This is a genomic window from Streptomyces sp. NPDC046925 (assembly GCF_040644915.1).
Lineage (GTDB): Bacteria > Actinomycetota > Actinomycetes > Streptomycetales > Streptomycetaceae > Streptomyces.
The window spans coordinates 228,474-243,714 of the sequence record NZ_JBEYWZ010000007.1 but is presented as its reverse complement, the minus strand read 5'-3'; the positions used below and the strand labels follow the sequence as shown (position 1 = coordinate 243,714).

Here is a 15,241-nt window from a genome sequence, read left to right as displayed (position 1 = left end):
GCGCCGAAGTGGAGCTGGGGATATGAGCGCCGTCGTGGAGTTGGGCGGGGTCACCAAGGAGTACCCCGGTGGCGTCGCCGCACTGCGTGGGGTGGACCTGCGGGTGGAGGAGGGCGAACTCCTCGCCATCGTCGGCCCGTCCGGGTCCGGAAAGTCGACGCTGCTGCACATCATCGGCACCCTCGACCGCCCCTCGGAGGGCTCGGTGGCGATCGCGGGGCACGATGTCGCGACGCTGGCCGACCGCAGCCTCTCCGCGCTGCGCGCACGGCACATCGGCTTCGTCTTCCAGGCGTTCCATCTGGTGCCGGGGATCAGCGCGCGCGACAACGTGGCGGAGGGGCTGCTGTACTCCGGCCTCTCGCGCGGGGAGCGCAGGGCGCGGGCCGCGGAAGCCCTCGACCGGGTCGGCCTCGCGGACCGCATGAAACACCGGCCGCACGAACTCTCCGGCGGCCAGAAGCAGCGCGTCGCCATCGCCCGCGCGGTGGTCGGAGCGCCGGACCTGCTCCTGGCCGACGAGCCGACCGGGGCGCTCGACTCCGCGTCCGGAGAGGCGGTGATGGAGCTCCTCCACGATCTCAACGCGGAGGGCGCGACGATCGCCGTCATCACGCACGACACGGAGATCGCGGAGCGGCTGCCGCGGCAGGTGCGGATCAGGGACGGGCAGGTGGTGGCGGACGTGCGGGCCGCTTCCCGGGAGGGGGTGCGGGCCGGATGATCCGCGCACGGAAAATCAGGAGTACGCGGCTGAAGGCGGCGCGGCTCGGGCCGCGGGACGTCCTCCACGTCGGCTCGGCGGGCCTGCGCAGCCGCCCGGTCCGCGTCGTCCTGTCGGCGCTCGGCATCGCGATCGGGATCGCCACGATGATCGCGGTGGTCGGCATCTCCTCCTCCAGCAAGGCGCAACTCATGCGCGAGCTGGACGAATTGGGCACGAACATGCTGGTGGCCTCGCCCGGGGAGCCCATGTTCTCCGGGGAGAAGGTGGTGCTTCCGCGTGACGCGGCGGGCCGGGTCTCGCGCGTGAAGGGCGTACGGGACGTGGGTGCGACCGGCGACCTCGAACGCAGCGTGCGGCGCAGCGAGAAGATCCCCGAGGACGAGACCGGCGGCATCTCCGTCAAGGCGGCGACCGAGGGGCTGCTGAAGGTGCTGCGGGGCGGGATGGGGAGCGGCACGTGGTTCAACGCGGCCAACAGCCGCTATCCGTCCATCGTCCTCGGCCATGTCGCCGCCGACCGCCTCGGCATCACCGAGCCCGGCCAGCAGGTCTGGGTGGACGACCGCTACTTCACGGTCGTCGGCATCCTCGACCCGCTGCCGCTCTCGCCCGACGTGGAGCGCTCGGCGCTCGTGGGGTGGGCGGCGGCCAAGAGCGAGCTCGGCTTCGACGGCCGCCCGACGTCGGTGTACGAGCGGTCCACCGACGCCTCGGTGCACGAGGTCCGTGATCTGCTCGCCGCGTCGATCGACCCGGAGAACCCGCGCAACGTCCAGGTGACGGACCCCTCTTCGGCACTCCAGGCGAAGGCGGCGACGGAGGGAGCGTTCTCGACACTGCTCCTTGGCCTCGGCGGGATCGCGCTCCTTGTGGGAGGCGTCGGGGTGGCCAACACCATGATCATCTCAGTTCTGGAGCGCCGTTACGAGATCGGCCTGCGCCGCTCGATGGGCGCGACGAAGGGGCAGATCCGCATTCAGTTCGTGACGGAGTCCCTGATGCTGTCGGGCCTCGGAGGCCTTGCGGGGATCGCCCTGGGCGCGGCGGCGACGGGCGCGTACGCGGTATCGGGCGACCTTCCCTGGGTGATACCCCTCTGGGCGGTGACGGGCGGCTTCGGCGCGACGCTGCTCATCGGCACGGTGGCAGGCCTCTACCCAGCGATCCGAGCGGCCCGCCTCTCCCCAACCCTGGCCCTGCACGCGGCGTAGGCCTCCGACGGCAGAGCAGCCCCATCCCGCCCGGCGGTTACCTGGCGGCGCAATCGCACGGCTCCCACCCACCCATCTCCACACGGGGTAATCGGGTGGGTGGGCGGGAAAGATCCGCCGCGCAGCGGCGGCCTAAAAGGCACCCAGCCCCGCGCAGCGCCCGCGCTCAGCCGGCGTCCAGTACGGACGCCAGGTCAAGCGAGGCCGCAACCCTCGCCGCGACGCTCTCCGCGTACGCCGCGTCCGCCCGCTCGAACTGTGTCCGGCTGGCGCTGCGCAGGAACGTCACGACGCCCAACGTCCGCCCCCGGCTCCGCAGCACCGCGCACAACGCGTGGACCGAGTCCTCCGGCCACTGCCTCGCCGCAGCCCACGCACGGGCCCGCTCGGGCGCCGCGGTACCGGCGCTGGCCCGTACGGAACCCACCCGGTCCACGCACTGCGGGGCCGGGTGGCCCTCCAGATACCGGACGGGCAGACCCGCCTTGGCCACCGGCAGACACGGACCGGGCGCACCCGCGGGCGTCGCGGCGACCCGAATGAGACGCACCGGCTCCCCATCACCCGTCACACCACCCGCGCCCCCCACGCCACCCGCGCCCCCCACACCCGCCACCAAATCGACCAGCGCATGGTCGGCGAACCCCGCGAGAGCGAAGTCCAGTTGGACCGTGGCCGCCTCGGTCGGGTCCTCGCACTCGCCCGCGGCCCGCGCGGCCCGGTGCAACTGCTGCGAACGGAAGCGCAGTTGCGCCGCCTCCTGCTCGGTCTGCTTCGCCTCCGTCACGTCCAGGAAAAGCCAGGCGACCCCCAACGGAACCGGCTCCTCCGCCAGCGGCGACGCCAGCCGCAGAAAGCCGCTGCGCCAGCAACGCCGCTCGGGCTCACCGCTCTCCGAAGCCTGCACGGAGACCCACATCTCGGCCGGCGCGGGCGGCGCACCCTCGGCGAGCACATGACTCAGCGCGCTCTCCAACTCCTCCACACCGTGCCCGAGCAACTCCCCGAGCGGCCGCCCGAGCAGAGCCGTACGCCCCATCCCCAGCGCCCTGGCGGCATGCTCATTGGCCACGGCAGGACGGAGATCGGCGTCAACCAACACCACACCCCACGAGGCGTTCTCGAACAGCGCCTCGCTCAACGCTATGGACCGCTCCAGGTCGATCTGCGCGTGCACTTCGCTGAACGCGCAGTACAACCCGGCGGGCTTCCCGTCCCCGCCCCGCACGGCAGCGGACTGGGTCCGCACGAGCACCCGCCCGCCGTCCTTCGTGAGCAGCGCGAACTCGTGCACCTGACGCCCGTGCGCCTCCATGGCCGCCAGAAGCCGCGCTTCGACCTCCTCGGCATCGGCCGTCCGCACCGCCCACCCCGCGAACCCCTGCCGCCCCACGGCCTCCGCCGCCGACCACCCGAGAATCCGCTCGGCCTCGCGATTCCAGTGCGTCACCACTCCGTCGGCATCGAACGCACACAACGCGGCGTCCATCCCGTCCAGCAATGCCGCAAGCAATTCGGCCCCACCGGGCTCGGGCTCCTCGGGCCCCAGCTCGTCGGTGGTTCCGCTACGCCGGGAAGCACTCACCTGGCACCCCCTGCAGGCCGTGTCCTCATGAGCTGCATGTTCTGCGAGTTCCGCATGTACCGCACGTCAGATCATTGAACTCGAACGTGACGCAGCCCACAGGTACTTCCCAGAAGTTCGACGAAATCGTTGCCCCGCGTGAACGTCCCGGGACGGCCCGGTGTTCCTCGCGAGCCCTGCCCCGCAGAAACGAACGCACGTCCAATCTTTCGCACGTACGGCTGGCCTTGAGCGCATCGGCTCGTCCCGAGGAGAGCGGTCGCTAGCGTCGTCCATGCCACACACGAAGGGAGATCACTCGCTCCCCGGCCCACGGCCGGAGCCCGTCCCCTCGCGCGGACAGGCCGAGTGACCAGCCCGAGTCATCGAGACCACCAGGTCACAAGACCACCAGGTCAAAGGAAGGCGCCCTTCGATGACTACGTTTCCCGCAGGCTCACGGACTCCCCGCCACCGCGCGGGGCACCGACGGGGAACATGGGCGAGGGGAGACCGGCGGGCATGGCGTCAGATCCCGTCGGCGTCACGCCGAATCCACCGCCCCGGCGGTGGTGACGGCAGAGACCGGGAGCGGTGACGCTCCCTCCGGGTACAGCGGAGGTGTCGGCGCGGGGAGAGTCTTCGTACTGGCCAGAGACCGGCAGCCGTTGATGCCGTGCCACCCCGCACGGGCCCGCGAACTGCTCGGCAAGGGGCGCGCTGTCGTTCACCGGCAAGTCCCCTTCACCATCAGGCTCAAGGACCGCACACGTGTCGAATCGGAAGTCGACGGCGTGCAACTGCGCATCGACCCCGGATCCAAGACGACCGGCATCGCCCTCACGGACGAGAAAAGGGAATCCGGCCACCGAGGAGAGCCCGTCCTCGTCCGCCGGGGCCTGATGACGGCCGAACTCCGCCACCGGGGCGGTCAGATCAGCCACTGCATGAAGCAGCGCGCCGGGTACCGGCACAGACGACGCTCCGCGAACCTCCGCCACCGTGCACCGAGAAGCGACAACCGCGCCCGCCCGAAGGGATGGCTCGCCCCCTCGGTGCGTCACCGCGTCGACACCACCGTCTCCCTGGTGAACCGCTTCCGTCGGTACGCGCCGGTCACAGAGGTCCACCTGGAGAGCGTCGCGTTCGGCTCCCACTCCATGAGCGTCGGCAGGCAGCTCAGAGGCGCCGAGTACCGGGACGGCGCACTGGCCGGCACCGACGTTCGTGCCCACTTGCTCTCCGTGCGGGGGAAGGTCTGCGGGTACTGCGGAGTGACCGGCGTCCCTCTGAACATCGACCACATCCACTCCGTCAGCCGGGGCGGTTCCAGCAGACTCTCCAACCTCGTACTCGCCTGCGCCCCGTGCAATCAGGCCAAGGGCAGCACACCCGTCACCCGGTTCCTCGCCGACCGGCCGGGGCGGCTTGCGGAGATCCTTGCGCGGACCAGGACGCCGCTGCGCGACGCAGCCGCCATGAACTCGCCCCGCGTACAACTCATCGAGGCCCTGGGTGCTCTCGGCCCGCCGGTGCATGCCTGGCCGGGCGGCCGCACCCACCGGAACCGCATGGCGACGGCGCTCGAGAAGACCCACACCATCGACGCCCTCGCCGTCGGCGACCTGGACCGCGAGAACGGCGGCAAGATCGTCCGGGTGCCCGTTCGCGTTCTGGTCGTGAAAGCCACCGGGCGAGGCTGCTACGCCCGTACCACCCCCGACCGTTTCGGCTTCCCCCGTCTTCGCAGGGCGCGGATCAAGCAGCACTTCGGATACGTCACGGGGGATCTCGTACGCGCGACGGTGCCCGCCGGTAAATGGGCGGGGACCTGGCGCGGGCGCGTCTCGGTGCGGGCCAGGGGCCAGCACAGCATCGCCACGCCGACGGGGCGGATCAATGTCTCCCACCGGAACCTGCGGCTGCTCCAGCGCGGCGACGGATACGCCTACGACACACGCAGGGAGCCCGTCTCACCGGCTGCCGGAAAAAGCGGTTGAGCCGAGCAGTCCCGGTTCCTATGGTGTGAGTCATCACGGAGAGGAGGTGGTTCGGCAGATGTATGGAAACCGGACGCGTGAGGTGACTGCGGGCTAGTGGCCCGTCGTCGCAACTCGGTTTCGGCGCCGGACCAGCACGTGTGATGTGCGTGCAGCCGGCCCAATCCCAAGCAGTCACCCGACCCGCGAGCCGCCGGTACGTCCGGCCGGCTTCCCGCCGTCTCGTACGGCGGGGACCACGGCTCGCGGGTCGTCTGCGTGTGCAGGGGGGCGGGGGCGCGAAGAGGGCTCAGCCCTTGCTGACCGCCGACAGGATTTCCGGCAGCCGCCGCGCCACCCTCGGTGCCGCGAGCCGCAGGCCGAAGTAGGTGATCACCGCTCCGTAGACCCCGCCGAGCGGCAGGAGCAGCCAGGACCAGGAAGCCGCGCCCGAGACGTGCAGCCAGATGGTGAAGGCAAGGACCGGGGCGCAGAGCAGCGCCGCCGCGACCATCCCGCCGAAGATCGAGATCCAGGCCAGGCCCGCCTGCCCGGGAGCCACGTTCTTGTAGCCCTCCTGCGGGATCGAGTAGGGGAAGCGGGCCGATGACCAGGCGCCCGTCGCCAGCATCGCGCCGAGGAGGGCGAAGGAGAGGCCGAGTGCCTCGGGGAGGCCGGTCCAGTCGCCGAGCACCGCCGCCGTGATGACCGTGACGAGGGTCGCGTACGGGAGGGTGATCACCAGGAGGGCCAGTGCGCGGGCGCGGAGCTCGATGTACGCGTCGTACGTCGAGGAGATCGTCATCGCGACCATCCAGAACGCCGAGGTGTCCTGGCCGAACTGGTTGTACATCAGGACGCCGAGCATCCCGGCCGCGAAGCAGGCGAAGTAGATCGATCCCGTGCCCTGCAAGGCGTTGAAGAGGGGCACGATGAGCCCGATGGCCAGGGACGTGACCCAGGCCGCCTTGGTCTTCGGGTCGCGCCATACGTAGCGCAGGCTGCGCTCCATGACCGTGCCGGTGCGCCCGCCGGGGAGCAGGCGCCCCAGGCCGCGCGCCGAGCGGGCCTTGGCGGGTCCGGATGCCGCCAGCGTCGAGCCGTCGGGGGTGGTCATGAGGTGGGTGAGGCTGCGTTGCCAGAGGGCGAGGAGCGCGGCGAGCGCGGCCGCGCTGACGGCCAGTTGTGCGATCCCGGTCGCGTACGAGCCGTCGCTGACCGAGTCGACGGCGCCGATCGCCGACGCGGGCGGGATCCAGCGCACGACGTCCGCCGCCGGTTCGAGCCGCGAGAGCCCCGATGAACCGAGCCGCTGCGCGCCGAAGTTGACGACCTGTGCGCCGACCGCGATGACCAGGCCGCTGAGAACGGCCAGATCACGCCCCTTGCGGCTGGTCAGGAGCCGGATGTTGGCGGCGGCGACGGTACGGGCGAGGGCCACGCAGATGAGGAGGGTGAGGGCGATGGCGAGGACGGCGGTGACGGCTGCCGCCGCGCCGTGCGCGAGGGAGATGACCGCGCCGAGCGCGAGGCAGAGCGTGAAGAGGGGCCCGATGCCCACCAGGGACGCCACGAGCAGCGCGCGTACCAGCGGCCGGGGTCGCAGCGGCAGCATCACCAGGCGGGTGGGGTCGAGGGTCTCGTCGCCGCTGGGGAAGAACAGCGGCATGACCGCCCAGCCGAGCGCGAGGACGGCGGTGAGCAGGACGGAGACGGTGGCGGCGTGTTCGTTGCCGCGCAGGGCGATCAGGCCGAGGAGCTGGAGTGCCGCGAAAAGGAGCGCGGCGGCGACGGAGGCGATGTAGGCGGCGCGGCGGCCCGACGACTGGTGCAGGCCGTTGCGCAGGAGCGAGAGCTTCAGCCGTACGAAGACGGGAGTGATGGAGGGCGCGGACGTGGCCGTCGGCGCGCTCATCGGGTGCCGCCGCCCAGCCAGTCGAGGTGCGAGCCGTTGTCGCGGGCGCCGGCGCCGACGAGTTCCAGGAACGCTTCCTGGAGGGAGGGGGCGGTGCCCCGTACCTCGGCGAGGGTCCCCCGGGCGCGGATGCGTCCCGCGGCCATCACGGCGACCCAGTCGCAGAGCGATTCGACGAGTTCCATGACGTGCGAGGAGAAGACGACGGTCGCCCCGGACGTGGTGTAGCGCTCCAGGACGCCGCGGATGATCTGCGCGGACACCGGGTCGACGCCTTCGAAGGGCTCGTCAAGGAAGAGGACCTCGGGGTTGTGGAGCAGGGCCGCGGCGAGGCCGATCTTCTTGCGCATGCCGGTGGAGTAGTCGACGACGAGTTTGTGCTGGGCGCCCGCGAGGTCGAGTACGTCCAGGAGCTGGGTCGCCCGTTTGTCGACCTCGTCGCCGGGGAGTCCGCGGAGTCTTCCGGTGTACGCGAGGAGTTCGCGTCCCGAGAGGCGTTCGAAGAGGCGCAGGCCTTCGGGCAGGACGCCGATGCGGGCCTTGACCTGGACGGGGTCGGTCCATACGTCGTGGCCGACGACCTTCACCGTGCCCCGGTCCGGCCTGAGGAGGCCGGTCACCATGGAGAGGGTGGTGGTCTTGCCCGCGCCGTTCGGTCCGACGAGGCCGATGAACTTGCCCGCGGGGAGGGTCAGATCGATCCCTGCTACGGCGATCTGCTGTCCGAAGGCCTTCCACAGCCCCTGCACTTCTACCGCTGCGGGTGGTGCTGCCTCGGTCACGGTGTCCGCCTTTCGTCGCCGTTTCCGCACGATACGTCGGGGAGAAGCACGAACGCCGGACGGGAGCTGGAAAACCAGCCCGTCCGGCGTCCGCGCCCCGGAGATTCCCTAGCGCCGCGCCTCACGCCCGCACGCGTACGCCAGCGGCGAGATGATCTCCTCCGCGTCGGGCAGCCACCGGTTCGCCGCGGTGGGGCGGCACGCCCACTGGACGGCGCCGGACGCGCCGAAGCGGGTGGGCGGCGCCGCGACGTAGGCGCCCTCGCCGAGGGAGATCAGGTCGATCGCGGCCGGCGGCCATCCCAGCTTGCGTACGAGGTCGGGCACCTTGGCGGTGGCTCCGGGCAGGACGAAGAACTGCATGCGGCGGTCGGGTGTGCAGGTCACGGGGCCGAGCGTCAGTTCCATGCGCTCCATGCGGGCGAGTGCGAGGAACCCGGCGGTCTCCGGCACGTCGATCGCGTCGAACGTACGGCCTGTCGGCAGCAGGATCGACGACTTGGGCTGCTTGGTCCACAGGCGCCGTGCGCCGGTCGCGCTGCCCGTGGCCTGCGTGGCCCAGTCCTCGCGCGCCGGGTGCGAACCGGGTGCCGTGCACGCGGTGTCACCGCACGAGCAGATTTCGGCCCCTTCGACGGACTCGAGCCACGTCCCCGGGAACACGTCCCAGTGGCGCTCTTCCGCGTATCGCACGGCCGTGTCCAGCAAGGATTCTCCGCGCTGCTTCGGGATGTGCGCGGCTGACGTGACTCCCATGGTCTCTTCCACGGAGTTCTCAACTCCGCCCGACACCTACGGTTACGGCTGTCGCGTGCGCGGGGGCGGAGCATCGATCCTGCATGTGGGGCGCATGGGTGCACGGGCGGGGGCGCGCATGGGGAATGGGTTCCATGTGCGGGTAGCCAAGACTGGGGCGCTCCGAAGAAGCCCAGTTGCTGACTTATCGTCCGTTTGTGGTGCATCTTCCGTTTGTCCCAAGGGCATTGATCATCTGGGGTGGCTGATTCCGGCCCCTCCCGTCCAGTCCGTCCAGATGAACCACGGTGCACATCAGGGGGTACGCCATGGCCGCAAGGCCGCTCGTCGCGCGGCAGCCCAACGAAAGGCTGCAGGCACTCATCCAGGAAGCGGGTTGCTCGAACGCGGGCCTGGCCCGCCGCGTCAACATGTGCGGCGCGGAGCACGGTCTCGATCTGCGCTACGACAAGACGTCGGTCGCCCGGTGGCTGCGCGGTCAGCAGCCGCGCGGCAGGGCGCCCGGAATCATCGCCGAGGCGCTGGGCCGCAAGCTCGGCAGGACCGTCACGATCGACGAGATCGGCATGGCGAACGGCAAGAATCTCGCCTCCGGCGTCGGTCTGCAGTTCTCGCCCACCGTGCTCGGCGCCATCGAGCAGGTCTGCGAGCTGTGGCGCAGTGACGTGGGGCGGCGGGACTTCCTGTCCGGGTCGTCCGTCGCCGCCTCCGCGCTGGTCGAGCCGAGCCGCGACTGGCTGATTTCGTCCCCGGACGCGCAGGTCGGCCGGATGGCCGGGCCGCGGGTCGGGCTCTCCGACGTGGCGGCGGTGCGGGCCATGACGGAGGCGCTGACGAAGCTGGACCACCAGTACGGCAGCGGGCATGTGCGGCCGGTCGTCGTGCACTACCTCAACAGCGTGGTGTCGGGGCTGCTCGCCGGTTCGTACCGCGAGGCGGTGGGGCGCGAACTGTTCTCGGCCGTGGCGCGGTTGACGGAGCTCGCCGGGTACATGGCGGTGGACACCGGCCAGCCGGGTCTGGCCCAGCGCTACTACATCCAGGCGCTGCGGCTCGCGCAGGCGGCGGGCGACCGGGGTTACGGCGGTTATGTGCTCGCCGCGTCCATGAGCCATCTCGCGGCGCAGCTGGGCAATCCGCGGGAGATCGCGCAGTTGGCGCGGGCCGCGCAGGAGGGCACGCGCGGGCGGGTCACACCGCGCGCGGAGGCCATGTTCTACGCCGCGGAGGCGCGGGGGCACGCGCTGCTGGGGGACGGGCGTTCGACGCAGGTCGTCGCGGGGCATGCGGTCGAGGCGATGGACCGGGCGGCCGGGGAAGCGGACTCGGGCGACGATCCGGTGTGGATCCGGCACTTCGACCATGCGTATCTGGCCGATGAACTGGCTCATTGTCACCGTGACTTGGGGCAGGCGGACGCGGCGGCGCGCAGCGCGGAGGAGTCCCTGGCGGGGCATCCCGAGTCGCGGGCGCGGCGGCGGGCGATCGGTCTCGTCCTGCTGGCCACGGCGCAGGTGCAGCGGCGGGACATCGAGCAGGCGTGTCATACGGGCACGAAGGCCGTCGAACTCCTCGGCACGCTGCGGTCGAACCGCGGCGCCGAGTATCTGGAGGACTTCCAGGAGCGGCTCCAGCCCTACCGCGAGGAGCCGGTGGTAAGGGAGTTCGGGGCGCGGATGGACATCCAGGCGGCGTGAAGGGGGCGCGGGACCGGGCGTGATCGCGCGGGAACGGGGCAGGGGCGCGGCAGTGGGCGCGTGAATAATTTGTGATGTGTGTCGCGCACCTGTGAACCCCGCCCGTCGCCGCCCTTTCCGCACGGTGAACGGCCAACTCCCGTACGCGTCCGATGTTCCCCCGTGGCATTAACAGCGTTTCGCGCAGAGCTTTTGTTACTTCTGCGATTGAAGCGGCCTCGGAGGTTTGAGCTGCGTGGCAGACGGCTGTGGGGACCCGGTAGCGTGAGCCGACGGTTCCGTAGGTCCCCCATTCGTAGGAGTCCCGGTGACGCAGCAGAGCGGGCAGGGCGCCGCTTCCTCCGATCCGCATCCCGCGGAACGGCACGCGCACGAAGGCATCGTGCTGCCTGCCGACGGAAGCGAGCCCTTGATGCCCGGCACCACCGGCGACCATGTGGCGCCGTCCGGCGGCAGCCCCTGGGGCCAGCCGTGGGGCCCGGCCCCGGCGGACCCGCCGCCCGGCTCCGGCCAGGCGTGGGACTCCGCGCCCGGCCAGCAGCAGTCATACGGCGCGGGCACCCCGCTGCCCGCCGAGGGCGCGCAGCAGCAGGGCTATGCGCAGGGCGGCTCGTACGGGCACGCGGACGCTTCGTACGGCGGCCAGGGCTACGGAACGCAGGCTCCCACCGGCTCGTACGGCGGCCAGACACAGGGCACCCCCTACGGAACACAGGGCGCGGGCGCACCGTACGCGGGCCAGCAGCAGGACGGTCAGTACGGGGGGCACGCGCAGGGCGGCCAGCACGGCGGCCACGCTCAGCACGGCCAGCACGCGGGCCAGCCCGGCGACGGGTCCTACGCGGGGCCCGGGGCGGGGGGCGCGTACGCGGGTCAGCAGGCGGGCGGCGCGCACGCCGGGCAGCCCTCGGGCGGCGCTCATGCGGGCCAGCAGGCGGGCGGCGCGCACGCCGGGCAGCCCTCGGGCGGCGCTCATGCGGGCCAGCAGGCGGGTGGCGCTCACGCCGGGCAGCCCTCGGGCGGTGCGCACGCGGGCCAGCATGCGGGTGGCACTCACGTCGGGCAGCCTGCGGGCGGCACCCACGCGGGCCAGCAGGCAGGCGGCACCTACGCCGGTCAGCAGGCGGGCGGCGCGCACGCGGGCCAGCCAGGCGGAACTTACGCGGGCCAGCAGGCAGGCGCCATCCACGCGGGCCAAACGGCGGGCGGCACCCACGCGGGCCAGCAGGCAGGCGGCACCCACGCCGGGCAGCAAGCAGGCGGCGCGCACGCGAGACAGGCGGCGGGGGGCGCGCACGCAGGGCAGGCCGCCGACGCCGCCTACCCCGGGCAGCCGGGACACGCGCTTCCCCCGGCCGGTGAGGCAGGTCAGCTTCCCCCGGCCGGTCAGGCCGGTCAGCTTCCGCCCGGCGCGCAGGCGGGCCAGCTGCCCCCCGCGGCGTCCGGCGCGGGCGCCCCGTTGCCGCCCGTCGCAGGCGGACTCGCGCCGCTGCCGCCCGCCGGTGCGGGTGACGCGGACGCGACGCAGTACATACCCGCGACGCCCGGCACCGGAGCCGGGTTCGACGAAGGCGCCACGCAGTACATACCCCCCGTGGCCCCCGGCGCCCTGCCCCCCGAGGCACCCGCGGGAGACGCCACGCAGTTCCTCGGCCGCTCGCCGATGCCCGGTGCGTCCGCACCCGGCGCGCCCATGCCCCCGGCGGCAGGCCCCGACAGCGAGCCCACGCAGTTCATCGCCCCCGTGCCCGCCGAGCCCGGCAAGGCGCCCTTCGGGATACGTCCCGGCGCCCCCGGCGACCGCCAGCCGCCCGCCGAGTTCGACAGCCTCTTCCGTACGGAACAGGCGGAGCCCGAAGGCCCCGCGTCGACCCAGCAGATGCCCCGCTTCGATCCCCAGCAGCCCGCCGCCCACGGCGGTGACGGCGGGGGCCGTGCGGCACGCCGGGCCGCCGCCGCAGCTCCCGCCCCGCGCGGCGAGGGCGGCCGCACCGGATCGAAGGTGCCGCTCTTCGCGGCCATCGGCGTCGCCATCGCGGTGATCGGCGTCGGCGCGGGCGCGCTCCTGAGCGGCGGAGGCGGCGACGAGGAGAAGGCCGCTCCCAAGACCGTCTCCGACTCCGCGCCGTCCGACGAGAAACCCTCGCCGTCCGTCGACCCGGCAGAGGAGCAGGCGATCGCCCTGGACAAGCTCCTCGCCGACAGCAACAACAGCCGCGACTCGGTGATCGCCGCCGTACGCAACGTCGGCAAGTGCGACAACCTCAGCCAGTCGGCCACCGATCTGCGCAACGCGGCCAAGCAGCGCAACGGCCTGGTCACGCGCCTCTCGCAGCTCTCCGTGGACAAGCTCCCGGCCAACGCCCAGCTGACCGCGTCCCTCACCAAGGCCTGGAAGGCGTCGGCAGCGGCCGACAACCACTACGCCGCGTGGGCGGGGCAGGTCGCGGGCAAGAAGGGCTGCAAGAAGGGCCACGCCCGCGGCACGCCGCAGGCGGTCGCCGGCAACAAGTCGAGCGGCGAGGCGACCACGGCCAAGCAGGAAGCGGCCGGGCTGTGGAACGCCATCGCTCAGAAGTACGGCCTCACCAAGCGCGACAAGTCGCAGCTGTAGGAGTCGGCAGGTCGGCAGGGGCGGCGGTCCCGGAGCGGGTCACCGCACCCCCTCCAGGGTCTTCGAGACGTTCACGAAGCCCTTGCGCGCCGGGACCAGACGGCCGTCCCGCACCTGCTGGAACGTGACGTCGGCGTTGACCAGGCGCGGGAAGTCGCGCGCCGCGAGCATGTCCTTGAAGCGCCACCGCAGGGTGGGCGTGAGGCCGCCCGTCTCGACCCGGAGCCCCTGGTCCAGGGCCCGCCGCAGCGTCCGCGCCGAGACCTCGCCGCCGTCGAGCGACTCGACGGCGTGCTTCAGGACGGTGTACGCGATCCACGTCGTCTGCACGCCCGCGTCCGTCGGGTCGACCCGGTTGTCGCCGAAGGCCTGCTCGCGGATGACGTCGCGCATCTCGTCCCAGCGGGCGTCGCTCGCCGCCGGGTACCAGCCGGTGACGTAGGCGCCCTCGTACGGGCCGTTGCCGCCGCCGGTGCGGTCGATCAGGGACTGGTCGACGCTGCCGAGCACGGAGGAGATCTTCGCGGCGGGCAGGGCGCTCTCGGTGCGCCGGTAGGAGTCGTAGAACGTGTCGGTGCGGGCGCCGAGCGCCGCCGTCACGCAGCCGTCGGTGCCGGCGCGCTTGAGTGCCTGCTCGGCCTGGACCGTGAAGTCGGTGCCGTCCTCGGGTGCCCGTATGTCGGTCGCGGACCCCCGGCGTCCCTCGGCGAGGCCCGCGTCGAGGAGCCCCGGGAGATCGTCGCCGGCGATCGTGTCGGGCCGTACGAGGGCGACGCGCTCGCAGTGGGCGGCGAGCTGTAGGCCGTTGCCCGCCATCAGGGCGGGTTCGCCGCCGTTGACGGGGTACGACAGGGGGCTGCTGAACTCCTCGTCGGTGACGCCGTATCCGCCGATGTAGGGGATTCCGGCGACTTGGAGGGGGGAGAGGAAGGACTGGCCGTGCTGGCTGTAGGAGCCGACGACGGCCGCGACCTCCTTGTCGACGGCCTCGCGGGCGCAGTCGGCGGCGCCCACCGGGTCGTTGTGGTCGTTGCAGGTGAGGACCTTGAGCTTGCGGCCGTCGAGCCCGCCGTTCGCGTTGACCCAGCGTGCGTAGGCCTGTGCCATCGCCGGTATGCCGGGTTTGTTGGTCGCCTTGGTCTTCTCGGGGGCCCAGGTCATGACGGTCACGGGGTCTTCCCTGGATCCCCCCGTGGAACCAGGGACGACCCCGCAGGCCGTGGTCAGGGACGCACACACCACCAGCAGGGCGGCCGCGGTGAGCGCCGTGGTCCTGGCGGGGCGGGTGGTGGTGGGGGGATTTGAGGGGCGGAGGAGCAAGGTGCGTCGCGAGACGGGCATGGTCATGCACGATTCCGGCGCAGCGCCAACCATGGTGTGACGTGCTCTCAACGCATGGTGACAAGAAGGTGAATGGCAGGGGCCGATTCGGCCGCGCGGAGGGGGAACGTACGATCGATGACCGTGCAAGGTTCGGAGAACTCTTCCCGTCGCGGCCGTCGCTCAAGCACCATGGGCGGCATGCCAACGAACGACATGCCGTGGTGGCGCTGGCGCAGCAACGTGCGCTCGGCTCTGCACATGCTCTCCGACCCGGAGTTCCAGCGTGAGTGCTGGCTCGCCGGGCGCGAGGAGTACGGGGACGTGACCGACGCCGTGTACCGCCTGGTCGAGGACACGTGGCTCGACAACTGGTCCGCCGACAAGTACGTGGGGACGATCTTCCGTGACGCGGAGGAGGCGGCTCTCGTCGACGCGGCGGTGCTGCGGGTGCTGCGGATCATGCACGAGGTCGGGCCGGACGCGCTGGTGTCCGCCTATCTCGACCACCCGGGGTGGCCGGAGGCGGTCCTCGCGGCGCGGGAGGCGCATGTAGCTCTCGCTGTGAGTGACGGGGAGAGCCCTGATGAGGCGCCCCGGACTCTTGAGGTGCTGCGGATCCTGACTCGGGCGGGTTAGCCGGGTCTTCCCCGAAGGAGCGCTGTCGGTCCGCGGC

At 72.0% G+C, this 15,241-nt stretch carries 12 protein-coding genes; 7 read left to right on the top strand and 5 right to left on the bottom strand.

The genetic code is table 11. The annotated features are described in order from the left end of the window. Positions 1-22 precede the first annotated feature (22 nt). Complete coding sequence (locus ABZ906_RS28010) at positions 23-724, top strand: ABC transporter ATP-binding protein (protein ID WP_361387201.1); 702 nt, start codon at positions 23-25, stop codon at positions 722-724. After that, a complete protein-coding gene (locus tag ABZ906_RS28005) occupies positions 721-1,938 on the top strand; it encodes an ABC transporter permease (RefSeq protein WP_361194589.1) in 1,218 nt (405 codons plus the stop codon). The genes ABZ906_RS28010 and ABZ906_RS28005 overlap by 4 nt, the downstream gene beginning before the upstream one ends. A 166-nt stretch (positions 1,939-2,104) precedes the next feature. Here the strand turns inward: ABZ906_RS28005 and ABZ906_RS28000 are convergent, their stop codons facing one another. Beyond that, positions 2,105-3,523, bottom strand: a complete 1,419-nt coding sequence (locus tag ABZ906_RS28000) for a PAS domain-containing protein (protein ID WP_361387198.1) — start codon at positions 3,521-3,523, stop codon at positions 2,105-2,107. Positions 3,524-4,071: 548 nt separating this feature from the next. Between ABZ906_RS28000 and iscB the strand changes: the two genes are divergently transcribed. After that, the gene (gene iscB / locus ABZ906_RS27995; RefSeq protein ID WP_361387195.1) at positions 4,072-5,502 is read left to right on the top strand and encodes an RNA-guided endonuclease IscB; all 1,431 of its coding nucleotides are present in this window, start codon (positions 4,072-4,074) and stop codon (positions 5,500-5,502) included. 289 nt (positions 5,503-5,791) lie between these two features. On the opposite strand, the gene ABZ906_RS27990 is transcribed toward iscB, so the two are convergent. From ABZ906_RS27990 to ABZ906_RS27980, 3 genes are all read right to left on the bottom strand, one after another. Further along, complete coding sequence (locus tag ABZ906_RS27990; RefSeq protein ID WP_361387193.1) at positions 5,792-7,396, bottom strand: transporter; 1,605 nt, start codon at positions 7,394-7,396, stop codon at positions 5,792-5,794. Then, the gene (locus ABZ906_RS27985; protein WP_361194597.1) at positions 7,393-8,178 is read right to left on the bottom strand and encodes an ABC transporter ATP-binding protein; all 786 of its coding nucleotides are present in this window, start codon (positions 8,176-8,178) and stop codon (positions 7,393-7,395) included. Before ABZ906_RS27985 ends, ABZ906_RS27990 begins: the two co-directional genes overlap by 4 nt. A 108-nt stretch (positions 8,179-8,286) precedes the next feature. Further along, a complete protein-coding gene (locus tag ABZ906_RS27980; protein WP_361387190.1) occupies positions 8,287-8,934 on the bottom strand; it encodes a bifunctional DNA primase/polymerase in 648 nt (215 codons plus the stop codon). 308 nt (positions 8,935-9,242) lie between these two features. Between ABZ906_RS27980 and ABZ906_RS27975 the strand changes: the two genes are divergently transcribed. After that, on the top strand, positions 9,243-10,631 hold the full coding sequence (locus tag ABZ906_RS27975) for a transcriptional regulator (RefSeq protein ID WP_361194600.1): 1,389 nt from the start codon (positions 9,243-9,245) through the stop codon (positions 10,629-10,631). A 412-nt stretch (positions 10,632-11,043) separates the two neighbouring features. Then, positions 11,044-13,245 (top strand): hypothetical protein, encoded by a 2,202-nt coding sequence (locus tag ABZ906_RS27970; RefSeq protein ID WP_361387449.1) that lies wholly within the window; start codon positions 11,044-11,046, stop codon positions 13,243-13,245. A gap of 39 nt (positions 13,246-13,284) precedes the next feature. Here ABZ906_RS27970 and ABZ906_RS27965 read toward each other — a convergent pair whose 3' ends face one another. After that, complete coding sequence (locus ABZ906_RS27965) at positions 13,285-14,487, bottom strand: ABC transporter substrate-binding protein (protein ID WP_361387446.1); 1,203 nt, start codon at positions 14,485-14,487, stop codon at positions 13,285-13,287. On the opposite strand from ABZ906_RS27965, the gene ABZ906_RS27960 reads away from it, so the two are divergent. Continuing rightward, a complete protein-coding gene (locus tag ABZ906_RS27960; protein WP_361387469.1) occupies positions 14,438-14,626 on the top strand; it encodes a hypothetical protein in 189 nt (62 codons plus the stop codon). The two genes, ABZ906_RS27965 and ABZ906_RS27960, sit on opposite strands and share 50 nt — an antisense overlap. Positions 14,627-14,703: 77 nt before the next feature. Next, entirely contained in the window at positions 14,704-15,204 is a 501-nt protein-coding gene (locus ABZ906_RS27955; protein ID WP_361387187.1) for a hypothetical protein, read from the top strand. Positions 15,205-15,241 lie beyond the last annotated feature (37 nt).

Excerpts from the sequence above, each read along its gene's own strand:
- ABZ906_RS27980 (WP_361387190.1), bottom strand. The coding sequence starts at position 8,934 with ATGGGAGTCACGTCAGCCGCGCACATCCCGAAGCAGCGCGGAGAATCC.
- ABZ906_RS28005 (WP_361194589.1), top strand. The coding sequence starts at position 721 with ATGATCCGCGCACGGAAAATCAGGAGTACGCGGCTGAAGGCGGCGCGG.
- ABZ906_RS27975 (WP_361194600.1), top strand. The coding sequence starts at position 9,243 with ATGGCCGCAAGGCCGCTCGTCGCGCGGCAGCCCAACGAAAGGCTGCAG.
- ABZ906_RS28010 (WP_361387201.1), top strand. The coding sequence starts at position 23 with ATGAGCGCCGTCGTGGAGTTGGGCGGGGTCACCAAGGAGTACCCCGGT.
- ABZ906_RS27970 (WP_361387449.1), top strand. The coding sequence starts at position 11,044 with ATGCCCGGCACCACCGGCGACCATGTGGCGCCGTCCGGCGGCAGCCCC.
- ABZ906_RS27955 (WP_361387187.1), top strand. The coding sequence starts at position 14,704 with ATGACCGTGCAAGGTTCGGAGAACTCTTCCCGTCGCGGCCGTCGCTCA.
- ABZ906_RS27990 (WP_361387193.1), bottom strand. The coding sequence starts at position 7,396 with ATGAGCGCGCCGACGGCCACGTCCGCGCCCTCCATCACTCCCGTCTTC.